Source organism: Rhodoflexus sp. (assembly GCF_053489755.1).
In genome coordinates this window covers 45,012-65,324 of sequence record NZ_JBRCHD010000038.1, presented here as the reverse complement: position 1 = coordinate 65,324, position 20,313 = coordinate 45,012, and the positions used below count along the sequence as shown (strand labels likewise).

The 20,313-nt window shown below is 46.8% G+C and carries 17 protein-coding genes and 1 riboswitch; of the genes, 4 read left to right on the top strand and 13 right to left on the bottom strand.

All coding sequences use genetic code 11. The features are described 5' to 3' along the window. Window positions 1–87: 87 nt before the first annotated feature. Window positions 88–360, bottom strand: coding sequence for a hypothetical protein (locus ACWIP2_RS08595; RefSeq protein ID WP_448519513.1), 273 nt, complete (start codon window positions 358–360; stop codon window positions 88–90). Between the two features lie 69 nt (window positions 361–429). Between ACWIP2_RS08595 and truA the strand changes: the two genes are divergently transcribed. Together truA and ACWIP2_RS08585 are read left to right on the top strand one after the other, a co-directional pair. Further along, window positions 430–1,194 carry a tRNA pseudouridine(38-40) synthase TruA gene (gene truA, locus ACWIP2_RS08590; protein ID WP_448519512.1) on the top strand — a complete coding sequence of 255 codons (765 nt, stop codon included), beginning with the start codon at window positions 430–432 and terminating at the stop codon, window positions 1,192–1,194. Between the two features lie 128 nt (window positions 1,195–1,322). After that, a complete protein-coding gene (locus tag ACWIP2_RS08585) occupies window positions 1,323–2,447 on the top strand; it encodes a glycosyltransferase family 4 protein (RefSeq protein ID WP_448519511.1) in 1,125 nt (374 codons plus the stop codon). A gap of 11 nt (window positions 2,448–2,458) precedes the next feature. Here ACWIP2_RS08585 and ACWIP2_RS08580 read toward each other — a convergent pair whose 3' ends face one another. From ACWIP2_RS08580 to ACWIP2_RS08555, 6 genes are all read right to left on the bottom strand, one after another. Beyond that, on the bottom strand, window positions 2,459–3,544 hold the full coding sequence (locus ACWIP2_RS08580; RefSeq protein ID WP_448519510.1) for an aminotransferase class V-fold PLP-dependent enzyme: 1,086 nt from the start codon (window positions 3,542–3,544) through the stop codon (window positions 2,459–2,461). 18 nt (window positions 3,545–3,562) lie between these two features. After that, entirely contained in the window at window positions 3,563–4,153 is a 591-nt protein-coding gene (locus ACWIP2_RS08575; RefSeq protein ID WP_448519509.1) for a Maf family nucleotide pyrophosphatase, read from the bottom strand. After that, entirely contained in the window at window positions 4,154–4,762 is a 609-nt protein-coding gene (locus ACWIP2_RS08570) for a bifunctional nuclease domain-containing protein (RefSeq protein WP_448519508.1), read from the bottom strand. Window positions 4,763–4,837: 75 nt separating this feature from the next. Beyond that, a complete protein-coding gene (locus ACWIP2_RS08565) occupies window positions 4,838–8,062 on the bottom strand; it encodes a hypothetical protein (RefSeq protein WP_448519507.1) in 3,225 nt (1,074 codons plus the stop codon). A gap of 98 nt (window positions 8,063–8,160) precedes the next feature. Next, window positions 8,161–10,242, bottom strand: a complete 2,082-nt coding sequence (locus tag ACWIP2_RS08560; protein WP_448519506.1) for a tetratricopeptide repeat protein — start codon at window positions 10,240–10,242, stop codon at window positions 8,161–8,163. A gap of 200 nt (window positions 10,243–10,442) precedes the next feature. Further along, window positions 10,443–10,880: a Fur family transcriptional regulator gene (locus ACWIP2_RS08555; protein ID WP_448519505.1), complete on the bottom strand. Its 438-nt coding sequence runs from the start codon at window positions 10,878–10,880 to the stop codon at window positions 10,443–10,445. A gap of 112 nt (window positions 10,881–10,992) precedes the next feature. On the opposite strand from ACWIP2_RS08555, the gene ACWIP2_RS08550 reads away from it, so the two are divergent. Continuing rightward, complete coding sequence (locus ACWIP2_RS08550; protein WP_448519563.1) at window positions 10,993–12,471, top strand: xylulokinase; 1,479 nt, start codon at window positions 10,993–10,995, stop codon at window positions 12,469–12,471. 4 nt (window positions 12,472–12,475) lie between these two features. On the opposite strand, the gene eat is transcribed toward ACWIP2_RS08550, so the two are convergent. The 5 genes from eat to ACWIP2_RS08525 all read right to left on the bottom strand — a co-directional run bounded on the left by eat (window position 12,476) and on the right by ACWIP2_RS08525 (window position 16,923). Continuing rightward, entirely contained in the window at window positions 12,476–13,792 is a 1,317-nt protein-coding gene (gene eat, locus ACWIP2_RS08545; RefSeq protein ID WP_448519504.1) for an ethanolamine permease, read from the bottom strand. A gap of 56 nt (window positions 13,793–13,848) precedes the next feature. After that, window positions 13,849–14,325, bottom strand: coding sequence for a DinB family protein (locus ACWIP2_RS08540; protein ID WP_448519503.1), 477 nt, complete (start codon window positions 14,323–14,325; stop codon window positions 13,849–13,851). A gap of 4 nt (window positions 14,326–14,329) precedes the next feature. Further along, window positions 14,330–14,809, bottom strand: coding sequence for a low molecular weight protein-tyrosine-phosphatase (locus tag ACWIP2_RS08535; RefSeq protein ID WP_448519502.1), 480 nt, complete (start codon window positions 14,807–14,809; stop codon window positions 14,330–14,332). A gap of 7 nt (window positions 14,810–14,816) precedes the next feature. After that, on the bottom strand, window positions 14,817–15,941 hold the full coding sequence (dnaN, locus tag ACWIP2_RS08530) for a DNA polymerase III subunit beta (RefSeq protein WP_448519501.1): 1,125 nt from the start codon (window positions 15,939–15,941) through the stop codon (window positions 14,817–14,819). A gap of 73 nt (window positions 15,942–16,014) precedes the next feature. Further along, window positions 16,015–16,923 (bottom strand): hypothetical protein, encoded by a 909-nt coding sequence (locus tag ACWIP2_RS08525; RefSeq protein ID WP_448519500.1) that lies wholly within the window; start codon window positions 16,921–16,923, stop codon window positions 16,015–16,017. A 102-nt stretch (window positions 16,924–17,025) separates the two neighbouring features. Next, a riboswitch (TPP riboswitch) is annotated at window positions 17,026–17,131 on the top strand. 85 nt (window positions 17,132–17,216) lie between these two features. On the opposite strand from ACWIP2_RS08525, the gene ACWIP2_RS08520 reads away from it, so the two are divergent. Then, window positions 17,217–19,595, top strand: coding sequence for a TonB-dependent receptor (locus ACWIP2_RS08520; protein WP_448519499.1), 2,379 nt, complete (start codon window positions 17,217–17,219; stop codon window positions 19,593–19,595). Window positions 19,596–19,715: 120 nt separating this feature from the next. Here the strand turns inward: ACWIP2_RS08520 and ACWIP2_RS08515 are convergent, their stop codons facing one another. Continuing rightward, the gene (locus ACWIP2_RS08515; RefSeq protein WP_448519498.1) at window positions 19,716–20,135 is read right to left on the bottom strand and encodes a hypothetical protein; all 420 of its coding nucleotides are present in this window, start codon (window positions 20,133–20,135) and stop codon (window positions 19,716–19,718) included. Between the last annotated feature and the right edge of the window lie 178 nt (window positions 20,136–20,313).

Here is a 20,313-nt window from a genome sequence, read left to right as displayed (position 1 = left end):
CTGCTGTATTTTATTTTTTGCTTGCCCGAATGGTCAGATTTTTAAGGTTAGACGCATAGCCCAAACATAAAAAATACAGCCAACTCATCAGGATACAGGGCCGTGCCGGATGTACATAGCCGATGCTTTTACCTTCATTGAATAGGCGCTCCGATAGCCGAGGCGGAAAAGAAAGGGAATGATAGCCCTGCCAAATCGCAAATCGAGGGTGATGTGGCTGTCAAATAAATCGCGCAATGGCTGTAGGAAAAATATACAAATGGTGGTATTTTCCTGTCCGTATTGTAGGCAGCGGCCGTATTGTGATTGGTATTTTAGCCCACAGTTCAGGCATTGTTCGCTTTTGATCCGATGTCGCATGGCAAAAAATTGCTGTATAGTCAAAGCTACAAAATAAAACGGAAGGCGTAATTTTGTAAGACAATCAGCATGAAGCAACGATACTTTCTCGAAATAGCCTACAAAGGCACAAATTACCACGGTTGGCAGGCGCAGGAAAATACCACCTCAACCGTACAGGGTGAGCTTAACCGCGCATTAGGATTTATTTTGCGCCAATCGGCAGTAGAGACTATCGGCAGTGGGCGCACCGACACGGGGGTACATTGCAAAAGCCAATATGTACACTTCGACGCAGAAAAAGCGATCGAGGATATTTCCAAATTTATTTATTCGCTGAACCGCTGCCTTCCACCTGATATTTTGGTGAAAAACTGCCTGCCTGTACGGCCTGAGGCAAATGCTCGTTTCAGTGCGCTGAGTAGGGCTTACGAATACCATATTACCCGCGAAAAAGATCCATTCAGCAAAGATCTCTCCTATCAGTTTGCTTACATACTTGATGTAGAGGCTATGAATCGAGCGGCTGCCATACTATTGGCATATGATGATTTCCAGTCTTTTAGCAAAGTAAAGACAGATGTCAAAACTTTTCGCTGTAATATTTTTTATGCCTTTTGGGAAGCAACCCAAACAGGATATATTTTTCGGATTAAAGCAGATCGCTTTTTGCGTGGTATGGTACGCGCAATCGTTGGCTCGCTGATAGATGTCGGCTTGGGTAAAAGCACCGCTGATGATTTTAGATCAATGATTGAGGTCAAAGATCGCACAAAGGCGGGCAGGGCTGTGCCTCCACACGGTTTATTTCTCTGTGAGGTGAGCTATCCTGACGATGTTTGGCTCAAAATATGATGAATTTAATATTAAGTTTGATTTTTTAAGTTCAAAATTTTTCATTAGTCCCTCAGATTGGTAAGGCTTTTGAAGCACTTAGAGCAGCGAAACGCGCTGGCATGGTATTAAACACTGACGAATAAACGATGAAGATTTGCATTGTTATCAATTCATCATGGAACATCTATAATTTTCGTTCCGGTCTGATTCAATCCCTGCAAAAGAGCAAGCACGAGATCGTAACGGTAGCTCCCGATGACGGATATATCTTGCATCTGGAAAAGTTAGGATGCCGCCACTATATCATTGATATTGACAACAAAGGCTCTAATCCACTACGCGATTGCTGGCTTTTTATACAACTTCTACAAATTTATTTCACAGAAAAGCCTGATGTTGTCCTTCATTATACCATCAAGCCTAATATCTACGGTACTTTTGCCGCTGCGATCTTGGGTATCCCTGTGATCAATAATGTTACGGGTTTGGGCACTGTTTTTTTGCACCGCAATCTGACAGCCCGCATTGCACATTTGCTTTATCGTATTGCTTTCAAGTTCCCTCAAACTGTATTTTTTCAAAATCAGGACGACAGACAACTGTTTATCACGCACAAACTCGTAAAACCGGAAATTACGGATGTGCTGCCGGGTTCGGGCATAGATGTAGAAAAGTTTGTGCCCATGCAGGCAGAGGGGCGTAATGAGTTATTCACTTTTTTGCTCATTGCCCGCGTGCTGTACGACAAGGGAATTTTAGAGTATGTGGAGGCTATTCGTTTACTTCAGGCAAAAGGGGTGAAGGCGAGATTTTGCCTGTTGGGCAAGATTGACACTGATGCAGGATTGGGCATTCCGCCCGAAGAGGTAGCAGCTTGGGAAGCAGAGGGACTGATTTCGTATCTGGGAACAACTGATGATGTGATTTCTGTCATTCGCCATGCTGATTGTGTGCTGTTGCCGTCTTACCGCGAAGGTACGCCGCGTACTTTGCTGGAAGCTGCGAGCTTAGGGAAACCGATCATTGCAACCGATGTACCGGGATGCCGCGAGACCGTACAGCACGGCTTCAATGGATTCCTCTGCAAAGTAAAAGATCCGGCGGACTTAGCGCTGCAAATGGAAAAAATGATGCAGACAGACGAAGCTACCCTGCGCAAAATGGGTGATAACAGCCGCAAACTTGCTGTTGAGCGTTTCGATCAAAAAATTGTAATTAACAAATACCAACAGGCGCTGGCATCTGTGGTGGCAAGTGTGCAGGTGTTGTAAAAGTCAGGCGCTTACCAGCTCGCCATCAGGTCTGACAGATGCTGGAATACTTCTTTGGAATGCGTCGGAAAGTTGGCTATCCTGATTTGACTTTCTTTGAGGCTGCCATAGCCATTGCCCAGCACGATGTGTTGCTCTTTGCAGTAGTTGATAAAATCTGCGGCAGGGCGGTTCAGTACATTGGCTACAATTACGGTGGCTGAGCGATGTGTAGGATTTTCTACAAATAACGAAAACTTATCTGCATTTTTTTGTAGATTGTAATAGGCAATAGCCGCCTTTGCATCAGTCTCTCGGCGGATTGTTTCGATGCCGCGGCGGTTGAGATCTTCCGCGACTTTGCCCAACAGATAGATCCCCAGCATGTTAGGTGTTTCAGGGGTTTCATTTCTGCGAATGGCATTTACCAGTGCGGGCAGCGTGTGATAGGTGCCGATGCTCCTGCCTTTGCTTAAGAGTGCTTCGGCTTTGTCAAGGCAGCGCTCGTTAAAAATCCAAACACCCAAACCGGCAGGCAATCCAAAGCATTTTTGTACAGAGAAAAATAAGCTGTCTATCTGCGTAAAATCAATAGCAGGGTAGGGAGCAGAGGACACTGCATCTACGATTAGTAATGCATCGGGGTACTTTTTGCGCATCGCATAAATATCTGCCAGAGGCATTGAAACGCCCGTGCTGGTTTCGTTATGCGTCAGGCAAAGCAACTCCGGCGATTGGAAATCAGGCATTTGTGTCAGATCGAAGCCCTGTCCGAGTGGCACTTCCCATTTTTCTGCCTGCCGATGCAACTGCTTACTAAAGTCGTAAAATTTCTTTGAAAAACTGCCATTGACAAAATGCAGCGTGTGTTCCTCGCTCATGTTCTGAATGGCCCGCTCCCATACTTCGGTAGCAGAGGATGTAAAAGCGATATAATAGCCTTCTGGCAGCCGAAAAAGCTCGCGGAGCTGCGCGACTGTGTGCGCAACAACTTGCTGGAATGCTTTGCTGCGGTGCGAAATAGCACATACATTTTCTTTCAGAGCTGTTTTTAAATGGTCAGGAACTGTGTGGAACAACTCGGAAGGACCGGGGGTAAGAAAATAAGTGTGCGCCATGATCAATATAGCTTCTAATCATCGAGTAGCAGCAGGCAACTGCTGAATCATATCGTAAACTAAGTGCGTTGGCAGCCCCATAACAGTAAAGAAAGAGCCTTCTATTTTGGTAATGCCAATCATGCCGATCCATTCTTGGATGCCATAAGCGCCTGCTTTGTCAAAAGGGCGATAGTGTTGGACGTAATGGGTTATTTCCTGTAGTGAAAGAACGCGAAAGTAAACTTTTGCTGTGTCGCTACGCGTGGTAATCCCTTGTCTGGTCAAAAGACTCACCCCCGTAATTACCTGATGTGCATTACCGGAAAGCAGTTGTAACATAGCTACAGCTTCTGCTTCGTCAGCAGGTTTGTTTAGCACTTCGCCGTTGCAGACTACAACGGTATCAGCCGTCAAAACTGCTTGATTATCAAGCAATTCATTTTCAAACGCACGGGCTTTTTTTTCTGCCAGATAGGCTGCTGCCTCTGTTGCCCCGATATGCAGCGGGATTGCTTCGTCAGTATTTTTGGTTTGAACGGAGAAGTCAAAACCTAGTTCGGTCAGCAACTGCTTGCGTCTCGGAGATTGAGAGGCTAAGATCAAATGTAAATCTGTACGTATCAGCACTTATCTGCGCTTGTTGAGTTCGTCTCTGATTTTGGCAGCTTTTTCGTAGTCTTCGTTGGCAATTGCCTGTTGCAATTCGGTTTCCAACTGCTCTTTGGTCAGGTTTGCAAGGTTGCCCGAAGCGACAGGGCGCTTTTCGCTACTGCGCTCTTTTGGAGGAGATGCTTCCATTTCTTCCTCGTCTTCGTCCATGTCTGATATGGTAATACCTGCCTCTGACAGTACGTCTTCGTAGGTATAGATCGGAACGTTGAATCGCAGCCCTATAGCAATAGCGTCCGATGGTCTGGCATCTATCTCAACACGCTCATAAGAATTATTTGAATTGCAAACAATTTTTGCATAGAACACACCTTCGCGAAGTTCGGAAATAATAATTTCGCTTACTTCATAATGAAATGCCTTTGCAAAAGCCTTGAATAGATCGTGGGTCATTGGACGGGCAGAGGTAATTTTCTCGATCTCGATAGCAATTGCCTGTGCTTCAAACATACCAATGATAATAGGTAAACGTCTTTTTTTACCAACCTCCCCAAGCACAAGTGCAAACGAGCCTGATTGCGACTGACTTGATGAAAGACCCAGTATTTCAAGTTGTATTTTTTCCACCTTGTCTTGCTAATAAAAAATAGTGTGCGAATTTAACAAAAGTTCACCGAAACGGCTATTCCCTTTCAGGAAAAATCAGAAATCATAGCCCAGCGTAAAGTAGAACATTGGTTTTTGTATCTGTTCATTTTCGATGCCCCACGCTACATCAAATTTAGTATAGTAACTCCCCAAAAGCATCGTGCGCATCCCGCTGCCTATGCCAATCAGGAATGGATTTTTAAAGTTTGAAACACGTGCAACAAATGGCTCCCGAACAATCTCTACGGTATTAAGAGAGTTCTCGCGATTGAACGGGCTTGTGCCGCTCCATGCTGCGCCAATATCTGTAAAGGCAATAAACTGCAGGTTGCGGAAGAAGTTTGATGTAATGGCGCTCTTGTAAAAATACTTGAGCAGGGGTAGTCGCAACTCAGCATTAAATAAGATATAGCTGCTGCCGCGTAGTTTATTCCAGTTAAAGCCACGCAGGTTGCCGATATATTGGACGAACAACAAATCGCTCAAGTCTTTGCCGGGTTGGGTGGCATCTACAAACAAAGGATCTGTATTAGGCACAGGATCGCTCTGGTTGCCGATCCAGTTATCCATGCCGCCGAGGCGATAGCTTTTACGCGCAGGACCAAAAAACTGCCCGTAACTGAAGCGTCCAGCAAAAAGCAGCGAACTGTTGAGTTTCCGATAAGTGCGGGCATCAATGGTCAGGTTGCTGAAGTTTCTGTCACGCGCTGTAACCCCAACCCAGTTTTCATAGCGAACAAAGGCACGCGTTCCTTCCATGAGGTTTGGGCCAATGGTCAGGCTATTGTCGAAAACAAAGTCGAAGCCAATACCCCCATAGCTGAACGAGCGATCGGAGATTTGCTGCACAACGGGGTTGATATCGCTGGTTGGGGTAAATGTCGTATTAGCAAAGAATGGGCTTGCCGAAATGCGGGTAGTTACGCTAAACGGATAAGAGACTGTGCCCTGTAATTTGTTGAGTGTATATTTCTGGACGAAATCGAGCGGCGTAACTGTGAGCGACTGGCGATCGAAGCGGACTTTGTAGTCTATGCGCTGCTTCAAGTACTGATACTCAGCGTAGTACATCGCGCTGCGCAAAGTAGTCAGTCCAAACAACCCTGCATTGAATTTATGATTTTCGAGAGCATCGCTCATGCTTGTTTCCAGTACGATACCCAGCCCGCGCAAAGGATCGGTAACGATAGAAGTAACTAAGTTTTCGGCGCTAAACTTGCTTTCGTAGGCTTGTGGGCGTGTCAGGCTAATGTTCCTGCCTTCTATTGGCTCGAATGGATTACCGGGGCGATAGTTCTTGATCAGTTTGCGTCGTTCGGTTTTGGTAAAAGTATCGAACTGGTAATTTTCTGTGTCTATTTCGTCCGATTTCTTATGGGTTATCGTATCTGATAGAGCAACCTTAGGCTCCTCGCTGGGTACAGTAGGCTGCGTGGTACTGCCGGAGGTAGCAGGCAGTTGGTTGCGTTCTGCTTTTTGCCGCATCTGGTTCAGCCTGCGCAAATCTACCAACTGCTGCCGCGAGGTTTTCGGCGTAAATAGCGAGTTGCCAATATTAAAATCGGAGATATTGAAAATCCCGTCAGCACCTTGAAACATACTTATGAATGTCAATTGCTTGCCCGAAATGTCGTAGTATTTGATGCTGTACGGCAATGCGGAAATTTGTGTACTTACCTCGTCTTTGACATCATAACGAAACAGGTGGGTAATACCGCGCTGATCACTGAGAAAAAGCAGTACATTTTCAGACATTGCCTTGGGGCGCGTATCGTAGCTGAGTGTATTGGAAATGCGCTTAAGCACATTTTTTTGTTGCGGATCGTAGATAAAAAGATTGAAACGCTTTATGTTCTCATCTTCAGTATTAGACTTCGTACCGAGCGTATCGTTGTTGCGATTGGAACTAAAGACAATCCGATAGCCTCTGCCTTTCAGGAATGTAGGATGCAGATCATCTGAGTTATCGTTGGTAATGCGGTTGATCTGCTCGCGCTCGAGATCATAGGTGTAAATATCATTCTGCAAGCCCTGCGTTGCGCTGATGACTAAACGCTTACCATCGTCTGATATGTCCATATCGTGGATGCTGGTAAAAGTGGGAAGAGGGCGATGGCTGATTTTACGGCGTTTACCCGTGGTGATTTGGCTGAGGCGATAATAATCTTCGAATCGGTTGATTACCAGTAGTGTTTGTGCATCTTTCCAAACGAAAAGCGGCAGAACTTTGTCTATATCCTGATTGAGGACGCGGTTTCCGCCGCGCATAAGTACGGTTTCTTTTTGGGTAGTCAGATTTTTCAGACGAATATGGTAGCGTCCTTTGTTGTTCTGCGCATAGGCGATTAGGTCATCTTTCGGATGAATTTTTACCCGATGGAACAGCATACCTTTTGGGTTGGCAAGAATTCTGTTTTCCGAGAGAATATACTGATGGTTGTCGCGCAAGGCTTTTGCATGATCTAAGTAAAAGTTGCGCCAGTTGTTCAGGAAACGCTGGTAGGCAATGCCCAGCGTGTTTTCGATGCTGCTTTCTTCGTTGCGCACTAATCGCGTCAGGTTGAGGATATTGGCAACGTTTGTGCGCCCATACTTTTCGACGATGTAATTCCAGATGGAATGCCCGATCATATAGGCTTCCTCACCTTCTATGTTGGCTATTTTGCGCAGTTTTCTGTTTTCCAGTGCGTCGCGGGTATAGTCGTCCATTTCTGCGCTCCAGCCGTAGGCAATGTATCGCGCAGCGCCTGCTAAAAACCAATCAGGCAAATTGAGCAGGTAGGAGCTTTGAAGTACGTCTTTCAGATTGCCGCCGTACATCATTTCGGAGATGAGCATTTCGGCAATTCGCAGTCGCAACTCGGCGCGGTACTCGCTTTGCAGCCCCGGAAAGGCAATCTCTATTTCGGATTTGGCAAATCTTGTTTGTCCTGTAGGGGCAAATCCTTGTTTGTCCACACCAATATTACTTTGGTGGATGTCTTTTACGGAAGGATAAACAAAAATCCTGATTTTATTGAAGGGAGCATAGCCGACAAAGTCGGTAATGCTACCAAATTCCTGCTCTGCTATATTAGCTGTTAGGCGGGCAAGTTCTTCGTTATTGTCGTAGAAAAAAACGTTAAAGTTTTGGCTGGAAATATATTGCCAGTTTAACTCTTTGTACTGGATGCGATTCTTTCCGAATTTGCCTGTGCTGTACTGTGCGTTAGCAATTGTTACCCAAGCAATACAGCACACGATGCAGATGAGTTTCAGCGCAATGCAGAGATGCTTCATAAGCTCAATTTACGTATTGCTGCTAAATTAATAAGAAAGACTGTAAAGTGAGTCAGTTGCCGCTTAACTTAACAGCCGCAACTGATTATTTTTTACAATTATCTTACCAGCGGGATCAGAAAGAAATCGCTTTCCAGATGGTCGTTGCTACTAGGGAATGAGGAACTCTGGGGTACCGGCTTGAGGTTTTGTACAGCGCGGCGCATATCGTTGATGGTGATGATGCCGCCTGTCATTTCGCCACGACTTTTCAGCAGATCAATTAATGCACCTGCAAAGGGTGAATGTCTGCCCGGCTCCCCGTCAGGTACGCGCTCTTTTCCACCTGATGTAAGAAATTTGCGCGTAGTGAGTTGGATTTTTTTTGCAACCAGTTCGCTTTTCGAAATAGCTGATTCTGCTCCACGCGAACGTGCGATCAGCGGGCTGAAAGTACCGCTGTAACAGGCATCCATGATCAAAAATATGTGCTTACATTTGGAAGCATCTAATGTTTGGCGAATGAAGTTGTGTGAGAGCCAGCTATTGCCGTTGCGCTCGTTGCCTACGGGCAGTCCTTGGTAAGGTATGATGAATCCTTGCGAAATATGTTCGATAAAATAACCGTGGGCTGCAATAAAAACCATCAACTGATCGTTAGGTGCGTAGTCTTTATTAGCGTATTCCCTGATTTTTCTTTCGATCTCTTCTTTGGTTTTGGGATTGGCGAGTATTTCTACCTCTGCTCCATATTGTTCTTTCAATACACTCCCAATGGTTGATACATCGCGCACGGCATTGCTCAGATTATCCCAGTGGATATACTCGTCTATGCCAATCAGTAGGACATAAGTTTTTCCAAGCAACTGACGTGCAGCTATTCTGTCGTCTACTGCTGTAAGTTGAGACGTTGCCTTGTATTTATATTGCTTGGTAGTGGTATTGTTCTGTCTGTCCTTAGCTGCCAGATAGATCATGTTTTCTTCGCCGCCCAACTGCCCAACAGGAAGGTTGATCGTAAACGTGAAGCGTCTGCCGGTGGGGTCGCTTTGTGTAAGCTCTGCTGTCAGACCATTGAGTTGTACCTCGCGTACCCCGCTGGGGTCTTCTGCTATGCCTGTAACTAATATGTGATTGCCGGTAACGCTTACGAGGCTAAGTCCACGGGTTGGTTCTTGTGCATTCTTACTTACTTCTATCACATGCGGACTGGTGATGGTTATTTGCGGACCGGTTCGATCGTTTGCTGTAGAACTTGCCGCCTGCCTTCTGATCGTTTCTTCCAGATTGTAGCCTGCTAAGGAAAATGTTGGATTGATGTTGAGGGCTTGCTTAAAAGCTGTTGCTGCTGCATCAAATTGTTGGATATGCATGTATGCAAGCCCCATCTGATTATAAGTCCATGCGTCGTTGGCTGCAATGCGCAGAGATGCCTGAAAGTCTTCAATGGCTTCTTTATATTTTTTCTGCGCACTGCGGACTTGCCCGCGAAGGTCTAAAGCCTCTTTTTTATTGTCTTTCGATGAGTTGATAAATTGGGTAAGCAAGGTCTCGGCTGTAGCATAGTCGCCATCTTCGGCAAAGCTACGCGCCCTGCTGAGCATGCGCATATCGGGTGATAGATCTGAGAGGATATTGGGTGCTTCTGTTACCTGTTGGTTTCTTCCTCCGTTGATAGCTGGCGCAGCCTGTTGTGTTTTTTTGCCTTGATTGGCAGCGCTCTCTGCTTCATACTGATCTGCCAGTAGTGCCTTAGCACGCGCACGCAAGGGTTCGCCAAGTTTTTCGTAACATTCGCTGATTCGTCGGAGAGCGCTTACTTTGTCAATATCTTTTTCTGTGATGGTAACATGGCGTTCAAAATCAAGTATGGCAGCTGCCAGATTGTTGAGTCGCTGATAAGCAATTCCGCGCATGTAGCTTGCCTGCTGGTGGCGAGGCTGCAACCGGATGACTTCGGTTAAGTCGCTAATTGCTTCATTGTTCCTGCCTAAATGCAACAGACATTCGCCGCGCCTAAATAGAATGAAAACAGCACCTTGATTGGTCTTTAGATAGTTGGTGTAGTACTTGACCGCATTCTCGTACTGTTTTGCCTCATAGGCATTATTGCCTTTACTTAAGTTTTTGTTGCTTTGTGCAGTGGCAATAGTTGCGAGTAAGTACAGCATACTTACTAAAGCAAGAAGATGAGTTCTCATAGGGGTAAATTCTTAGAATTTGTTGTGAATTTAAGAACGCATAGCATTTTATTGAGTATCTCCGGCAAAATAGTGCCAAGAATAGCACATCTACACATTTTACTACAAATCTTGTAGGTGATGATTTTTGAACTATCACATTAAAAAAATATTTGCAGGCAGAGGACTCGGATGAATGATGTCAAGATTGTATATCCATGCTATTTCGTGCTGCTTTGGTTGATATATGACTTTTCGCAGTTCCTACAGATTCCTTGTACCAGCCATTCGTAGCTTTCTGCCTGAAAACCGGTAGGGAGAGTAAGGTAAGGAACGGGAACATGGATGCAATAAGTGTGTTCGCAATTGCGGCAGAAGAAATGAAGGTGGCTGTGCTCTTGGTTGTGGTTTTCAGGACACAATGCGTAGCGCATAAGCCCCCTTTCGTCGGGAACCTTGTGGATAAGTCCCTGTTCTTCAAAAGATTTGAGCGTGCGATAAATTGTTACGCGGTCGAAGCCTCGCGGTAGATGCAACTCTATATCAGCATGAGAAAGCGCATAACCCTTGTCGAGAAACAATGCAAGTACAGCTTCTCTGATTTTGGTCTTGCGGACTCCTTTCTGATCTAGGATTTTTCTGATATGCTCCGTATGCATGTGCTGCTGCGTGCTTTATTGCAAAGATAAGTAGAATTTGGCAAGTTGCTTACTGTTTGTCGGTATGCTACAAACATGCATATATTTATACTTACAAAAAAATCGCAATGTGATGCTTACTATCGGCTATGATCTGGGCAGTTCTTCGGTAAAGGCTGTAATTTTTGATATGGAAGCAGGGACAGTGCTAGCTTCTGCAACTTGCCCCGCCGCTGAAATGCCCATAGATGCGCCGCAGCCCGGTTGGGCAGAGCAATCGCCTGATAGTTGGTGGCTCTACGTACAGCAAGCCACAAGACAATTACTCGCACAAGCATCGAACATAGCCCCGCGCGATATCCGTGCCATAGGCATAGCCTACCAAATGCACGGGCTTGTACTGACTGATGCGGCTGCAAATCCGCTGCGACCTGCCATTATCTGGTGCGATAGCCGCGCAGTAACGATTGGCGAGCGAGCCGCACAAACCTTAGGGCAGGAATATTGCCTCAAGCGTCTGCTGAATACCCCGGGTAATTTTACTGCATCCAAACTACGCTGGGTGATCGAAAACGAACCTGAAATTAGCCGGAGGATACGCTACTGGATGTTGCCCGGCGATTTTGTTGCTTTTCGGATGACAGGATGTGCATCTACAACAGCATGCGGACTTTCAGAGGGCATCTTGTGGGACTTTCGCGATAACTGCCCTGCCCAATGGTTGATGGATCATTACAGCATTCGAACCGAGTGGCTGCCGCAACTCGTAACAACTTTTGGACTACAGGGCGAATTGACACCACAAGCTGCTGATCTATTGGGACTTGCAGCCGGTACGCCTGTTACTTATCGGGCAGGCGATCAACCTAACAACGCTTTTTCGCTCAATGTTATGCACCCGGGCGAGGTTGCGGCAACGGCAGGTACTTCAGGGGTAGTCTATGGCGTAGGAGATACTGCACAGCCCGATTTGAAAATGCGCTTCAATACTTTTCTGCACGTCAATCACAGCGCCGATCAACAGCGATTAGGGGCTTTGCTTTGTGTCAATGGTACGGGCAGCATGTACGCATGGCTGCGCCGGAACTTGTGCCCCGAACTTTCCTATACACAGATGAACGATCTGGCAGCTACTGCGCCGCAGGGGGCAGATGGCGTGCAGGTGTATCCCTTTGGCAATGGCGCAGAGCGAACGCTGGGTAGCCGCCCCATAGATGCGCGGATACAAGGACTGCAATTCAATCGCCATGCGCGTGCACACGTGCTGCGTGCAGCCCAAGAGGGGATTGCATTTGCGCTCATGTATGGTATGGAGGCAATGCAGCAAACGGGTATTCGCCTCGAAACAATCCGCGCAGGTAATGCCAATATGTTTCTTAGTCCTTTGTTTGCGCAAACGCTTGCCGATTTGAGCGGTGCAACAATCGAACTTTATCAAACAGATGGTGCGCAAGGTGCAGCAAGAGGCGCAGCCGTAGGCGCTGGATTGGTGCGAATAGAGGAGGCATTTCACTCTCTTGTGCGCTTGCAAAAAATCTATCCGGACAGCAAAAACAGCAAGGCGCTCGCATCTTACAGGGAATGGCTCGCCAATCTGCCTAATGGACTTTAGCCTGCTACGGTTTTTCCTCGTAATCGCTAACGCGATTTTTTACCAAAGCAAACCATACCAGCGAGAGCAGCATTAAGCCTATAAAAATCAGGCTGATGATCAGGTTGTAATAGACAATAGCAATCGTACAAACTACTGTCAGGATAAGCGCCAGCCAAGGCAAAAACGGATACATTGGTACGCGAAAGGGGCGGTGCAGTGTCGGTTCTTTGATGCGAAGCGCCAGCAGGCTGGCCATACTAAAAACGTACATAACCACAGCGCCCAGCACCGAGAGCGTGATAATCTGATCAGTCTTGCCCGAAAAAATAGCAATAAATCCTACGCCACCGCCTGCAAGCAATGCCCAATGTGGTGTCTGGTGCCTGTTGAGACGCGTCAGAAACTGCGGCAGAAAACCTTCGCGCGCCATGGCATAAATCTGACGGGAGTAGCTGATGGTATTTCCATGGAAGGAAGCGATCAGCCCGAATAGCCCTAAGCCTGTAAATATTTTTGCCCAAATATTTTGTGGCCCCAAAGCCATTGCCAGCGTTTCCGGCAGCGGGTGGTCTATGTCGGTCAGAAGCCTCCAGTCTCCTACGCCGCCGCTAAGGATCATAATACCCATCACCAACACTACTAAGGTGCTGATACTGAGCATATAGCCTTTAGCAATGGTTTTTTGCGGGTTTTTAACTTCTTCGGCAACCATAGCAACGCCTTCTATGGCAACAAAAAACCAGATAGCATAGGGTACGCCTGCAAAAACATGCCCCGCATGGAGCGGTTGCGGATTGTGTGCAATGAAATAATCCCATTCAAAATAAGGGGCAATCAGTCCAAGAAATAAAACAATTTCACCTACAGAAAGCAGCGTAACAATGAGCGAAAACTGCGCCACCTCTTTGATTCCCAGCAGGTTTATTCCAATAAAAATGGCACATGAGATGATGGCAGTTGGCAGTACGGGAATTTGAGGATATAAAAAATTGGCATAGCTGCCGAGCGCATAAGCGATTGCAGGCGGAGCGAGCAGAAAATCAACTAATGTGGCAAAACCTGCCAGAAATCCACCCAAAGGCCCAAAGGCGCGTTTGGCATAAGAGAAAGTCCCCCCAGCTTGTGGAATAGCCGCTGTCAGTTCGGTATAGCTGAAAATAAAACTGACATACATCACAATCACCAGCAGGGTTGCGAGCAGAAAGCCGATCGTTCCCGATACAGCCCAGCCGTAGTTCCAACCAAAATACTCTCCCGAAATAACCAGCCCGACGGCGATAGCCCATAGCTGAATAGTATTGATTTCCTTGCGAAGCGTCCCGCCGGGTTCTTGTTTCATGCTTGTAATGGAAACGCATCAAAAAATGTAGAAGCAGCACCCCTAAGCGTTTGCTACTATAAAGCCAATTCTCCCGAAAACTCGCGGGCAAAGGTGATAAAATCGGTATTTGGCGGCTCAACGCCCTCCTGCCGGAACAATACCGCAAACTGTGCGCGGTGGTAGGTCGCGTGGTTGGCCGTATGGATAATAATATCCGACACGCGGTTGGTGTAATCTATTTTTTGAAAGTTCTGGTAGTCCATCATGCGGTCAAACTCTGCCTGATCTGCGCCTGAGAGATATGCCAGCCAGTTTTTGGTATTTGCTACAGCCATTGCCTTCAGTTCGTCAATAGGTAGAGATTTCCAGATATGCAGCGACAAATCCGGTTTGCCCTGAATGCGCGACAGCCACAATTTTTGCGCAACTAATACGTGGCTCATCAGCAACTGCACGCGATCGGGGATGGCAAGCTGGCGATCAAACAGGTGGAAATAGCGTTCGTTTGCCCAGTGGTTGTAAGTGTAAAGGCGCAAAAAGTACTCTTTCATCGCATCAGTGTTTTTCTTGTAAATAGGCTAATAAAGATTCACAACTCCGGTAAACGGTCGTAAAGCAGGTAATAAAGTCCTGCATATCGCCGTAGTAAGGGTCATCTACTTCCAAAAGTTCATCTTTTTCGGTATCAAACTCACGCAACAGCATGATTTGAGCGGTACTGTCAGGGGCAACGCGCTCCTTTAGGCTGATGATGTTGCGCAAGTTGCTCCTGTCCATCGCCAAGATATAGTCGAAGTTGTAGAAGTCAGCAGTAGTTAGCTGACGCGCACGACTGGGAAGGACTATACCGTTGTCTTCGGCTACTTTTCGGGCGCGTCGGTCGGGTAAATCACCAACATGGTAGTTGCTCGTTCCGGCAGAGTCGCAGGCAAAGCGATGTGCCAAATCTGATTGCCTGATCAGATGGGCAAACACACCCTCTGCCAGCGGCGAACGGCATATATTGCCCAAACAAACAAAAAGAACCTTGATCATCAGCCAATTAATAATAGCTGTTCAGCATGACGGGCATGATGAGCATGAGGATGTCCTCGTTTTCATCAGTTGCCTCAGGGGTCAGCAAGCCGGCGCGGTTAGGCTCGGACATTTTGAAAATAACTTTCTTAGAATTCAGGTTGCTCAAACCTTCTATCAGGAATTTGGCATTAAAGCCGATTTCCATTTCTTCGCCTTCATATACGCAGGCAAGTTTTTCTTCACCTTCGTTAGAGAAATCAATGTCTTCGGCGTGAACTTCTAAGCTGTCTGCATTGATTTTCAGACGGATCTGGTTGGTAGATTTATTGGCATAGATCGCAATGCGTTTCAATGAACCGAGCAGTTCGGCCCGGTCAATCTCCAGTACTTTGTTGTTGTCTGTCGGGATGACGTACTCATAATCAGGGAAGCGCTCATCAATCAGGCGGCAAACCATTCTGATGTTGGCAAATGAAATGAAGGCATTGGCTTTGTTAAATGCCAGTTGTAATGGCGTGTTGTCTGCGGGGAGTGTGTTTTTCAGTAAACCCAAAGCTCGGCGGGGAATAATCACAGCAACCTCGTTAGGTGAACTTACATCGAAACGGCGATAGCGTACTAAGCGGTGGCTATCGGTAGAAACGAAGGTTGCGTCTGTATTGCGCAGGTTGACGAATACGCCATTCATATTGGGCTTCATCTCGTCTGTGCTTGCTGCAAACAGCGTGTAAGCAATAGCGCTTGAGAACACTTCAGCCCTTAGTTCAACTGTCTGGGCGTTTTTGGGTTCGGGTATGCGCGGAAAATCAGCCGCATTTTCACCTGCCAACTTGTAATGACCGTTGTCTGAGTTAAGTTCTATAATGTAAGTATCGGGATTGATTGTAAAAGTTACCGGCTGTTCGGGCAGGTTGCGCAGTGTATCTGCCAGCATTTTGGCAGGAACGGCAATGCTGCCATTCATTTCCGACTCAACGCTCATCTCCGCCATCATAGATGTTTGCAGGTCAGAAGCAGTAATTGTCAAGATGCCGTCTTTGATTTCAAATAAGAAATTTTCCAAAATAGGTACAACTGGGTTGCTAACGATCACGCCACTCAGGGCGGAAATCTGTTTTAATAAGGCGTTTGATGATATGGTGAAATCCATGTGGCTGTTGTTAGTAATGGCTTTTCAATGCGTTTAATTATCAAAATTAGCACATTTTTAAAATGTTGCTGTTTTAGCGTTCAAAATCTTTCTTGCGTACAAGGAAGCGGGCGAAGTAGCGCGGCTCAAGTTGCACCAACTCGTTGTCGGGGCGCGTGATGCCAAACATACCGCTTTGACCTGCATAAACATACAGTCCGCTTGTACCGCCCAGTGTTTCAATTTCCATTTCACAAAACGGCACGAGTTGATTGAGTGAATCGCGCATCGCAGTATTGTCTATGAAATTATAAACCCTGAAATTGCGATAAGCCTCTATGTAGCGGTAGAGCATCGCCGAATCCAGATTTTTTACTCCCGCAACTTTGTAAAATTCATCTTCGCGGCGAATGTCAATATTTTGGTCGGGTGTTTCCGCATAGCGAATGCGCAGGCTGCGAATGCCCAGCCAGCCTGAACTGACTAAGTTTTTGTTGCGCCATTCGCCTTCGGGCAGCGTCAGAGCTTCGTAAATATTGATGCTGTAGCCGGGAATGTAAAGGGCGGCAGGCGACTGGCTGTTTTTGGCTATCGCATAAGCATTGCCTCGTACCCCCAATATTTTAAAGGAGAGCAATTGGCGGCTGCCTTGCCATAGCTCAATCGTTTGTCCCTGATTTTCAATATCTTTTCGAAGTGTTTCCCCCTCTTTTCCTGTGATAAGTTGCTGTGTTTCCACTTTGCGCAACAACATAAAAAGCTCGCGCAGCAGGGTTTTGTCAGCTTGATAGCGCCCGTTGAGTTGCCATTCGCCTTTTTCCAGTCGGAAAGTATTTTTGCCTAGTACCATGCGGTCTATCCCCACAGTATCGGTCAGGGCAAAGTAATTTTCGCCGACAGAAGCGTTTGTAGCGGCATTTACGCTGCGTTGATAAAACCAAAAGCCTAATGCGGCTACTTCCACAACAATTACGGCAATTAATATTTTGAGCTTGGTGGTCAACAGGTAAACTGGTTTTCAGCAGTGCGAAATAACAAAATGTTCGCTCAAAAACATAGCCGCGTATTGTAAAGATGCTGCGCTGCGCTACTTTTGTGGTGAGCAAGTGGCTCACCGGGGTGTTTCCTGTGCCAATGGCGAGGAGGCTGAGATGATACCCGTATAACCTGATCAGGATAATGCCTGCGTAGGGAGTTTACGTCTGACCAAAGGCTGCGATGGTTCTGAATGCAGCCGCCTTCTTCCCCCACAGAACACCGTCGGGTTTTTGTTTAACTAAAACCATTGACGGAACAATGAAAAAGTATCTATTAACCACATTTGCAGTATTGCTCCATTCCTTTGTATGGGCGCAATTCAGTATTTCGGGTAAAATTTTAGCAGCCGATGATGCTACTCCGCTTGCGGGTGCATCAGTCGTGCTCAAAGGTGCTAACAAAGGCCTTGCCGCCGATGAAAAGGGACAGTTTGTTTTTTCGGGGCTTGCTGCCGGAACTTACACGCTGCAAATCTCGTTTGTAGGCTACCGCAACTACGAACAACGCATTGATTTACAGCAAGATATAGTACTGGACATTCAACTTTCGGCAGCGGCAGTGTGGAGCAAAGAGGTGGATGTATTCGGTACGCGCCTCTATCCGATTACTAAAACTATTGTGGACAGGAAAGACCTTGCGCCGCAAAATCTGGGGCAGGACTTGCCTATTCTGCTCAATTTTACGCCGTCAATTGTTACCACCTCCGATGCGGGAGCAGGCATTGGCTACACGGGTATGCGGATTCGGGGCAGCGACCCGACGCGCATCAACGTTACCATTAACGACGTGCCGCTCAACGATGCCGAATCGCAGGGCGTTTTTTGGGTCAATATGCCCGATTTTGCCACCTCCGTGTCGCAAATTCAGGTGCAACGCGGCGTGGGTACTTCGGTGAACGGTGCCGGCGCGTTTGGAGCAAGCGTGAATATTACCACACTCGCGCCAGAAGACAAAGCTTCGGCAGAAATCATCAACGGCTATGGTTCTTTTAATACTTGGAGGCACAATGTGGTCGTACATTCAGGCCTGATCAACGACCGCTTCAAAATGATGGGGCGGCTGTCTAAAATCACCTCCGACGGCTTTATTGACCGCGCCTTTGCAGATTTAAAATCTTTCTATTTGTCAGGAGTTTACCTGACCAAAAAAGGCAGCATTACGGCAAACATATGGAGCGGCAGGGAGCAAACCTATCAGGCGTGGTACGGAGTTCCCGAAGAGGAGTTGCGCAGAGGCAACCGCCGATTTAATTCGCAAACCTATGACAACGAAACCGACAACTACCAGCAAGACCACTACCAACTGATTTGGCAAACCGACATCAGCGGTGGCTGGAGTTGGAAATCTACCCTGCACTATACGCGCGGTCGGGGCTATTTTGAGCAGTACCGCGAAAATGACCGCTTGTCGCTTTATCTGATTGAACCTATACAAATTGGCAATCAGATTATTACGCGCAGCGACCTCATCCGCCGCCGCTGGTTAGATAACCACTTTTACGGCATAACTTGGCAACTGAGCTACCAAAGCCCCGAACTCCGCGCTGATGCGCCTGTGCTGGATTTTCAGTTGGGCGGCGCGGCTAACCGCTACTTAGGCAAACATTTTGGCGAGGTCATCTGGGCGCGCTTTGCGGGCAATAGCAACATCCGCCACCGCTACTACGACAACGATGCAGTAAAAGACGACATCAATGCTTATGCCCGCGCTACTTATCAAATAGCCGACGGACTCTTTGCCTTTGGCGATTTGCAATTGCGACATATCAACTATGACTTTTTGGGCTTTGATAACCGTCTAGAAAATGTTACCCAAAATGCTAACCTGTTGTTTTTCAATCCTAAAACAGGCGTGCGTTACCTCAAAGGCGCTTCGGAGTGGTATGCCTCGTATGCCGTCGGGCATCGCGAACCCAATCGCCGCGACTTTACGGAAAGCAGCCCGACCAGCCGCCCCCGCCCCGAACAACTGCACAACGTAGAGGCAGGTTACAGTGGCAGCGTAGGCAAGTGGGCGTTTAATGCGAACGTGTTCTACATGTATTACAGAGATCAACTCGTACTGACAGGCAGCGTCAACGACGTAGGCGGCTACATCCGCCAGAACATTCCCGACAGCTACCGCGCAGGCATTGAATTAGTGGCGGCATGGCAGGTCAATAAAAAGTGGAAATGGGAAGGCAACGCCGCATTTAGCCGCAATAAAATCCGTGCTTTCACCGAGTTTTTAGATGATTTTGACAATAGCGGACAGGTTACGGTAGAACACCGCAATACGGATATTGCCTTTTCGCCTGCGGTTGTAGCCGCTTCTCAACTGCATTTTACTCCAACCAAAGACCTGCAAATTTCATTGCTGACTAAATACGTCAGCCGCCAGTATTTGGACAATACACAGCAGTTGAGCCGCAGTTTGGATGCATTCTTTACCAACGATTTGCGCTTGGGCTACACGCTGCATCCGAAGTTTTGCAGCGAAATAGGGCTGAACCTGTTAGTCAATAATATTTTCAATCATTTGTATGAAAATAACGGCTACACCTTTGGCTACATCAGCGGCGGACGACCTGTTTACGAAAATTTCTACTTCCCACAGGCAGGCACCAATTTCCTCACGCAGGTGAGCATTAAGTTTTAGACGAAATAGTAACTATCCAAATTTTCGGAATGCGGAAAAGTACGGACGACACAGATTTTCACGGATTTTATTGATAAAACGGCGTTGATCTGTGTTGTCCGTTTTAATCTGCTGGATAGACTATTGTCTTGAGCGGCGGAGTAGGTATTTGGTAGTATAGATGCCGTCCTGATTGCCGGTTTCAATCCAGTAAACCTCCCAACCTGCTTTAGAGAGTTCGTTAAGTGCGAGGGCTTTCTTCTCTTCATTCTCATAAATATTGGAGAAGTTAATTCCTGTCAGACTGTAATAATTTTTCAGGTCTGCTTCTTGTTTCTTCCCGTCCGGTGTGATAATGAACATCCGCGATCTGCCGGCACCGCCCGCAATCATAGATTCCAGCGTAATCATTCGGGCATATTCCCAGTTAGGATTGCCCATTTGTACGCCTGTGGGTTGTCCACCTCCGGGTTGGGCAAATGTTGGCGTTACAAAGGCAGTACAGAGGAATAAAACACTAAGCGCGGCTAAACAGATAGTCCGATGAATGAAATGGTTCATAATTATTAGTGATTAAGTGATAACTGCTTAAATCTACGATGAAACTTACATTTGTCATCGTTCTGTACGTAGTTTCACAGGACAAATACAGGTGTACTATCTTTGCGACGGGATTTTTTTGAGGTATCGGATGCTTTTAGGCATAGTATCTGACATATTTTAGCTTTAAAGCATTATT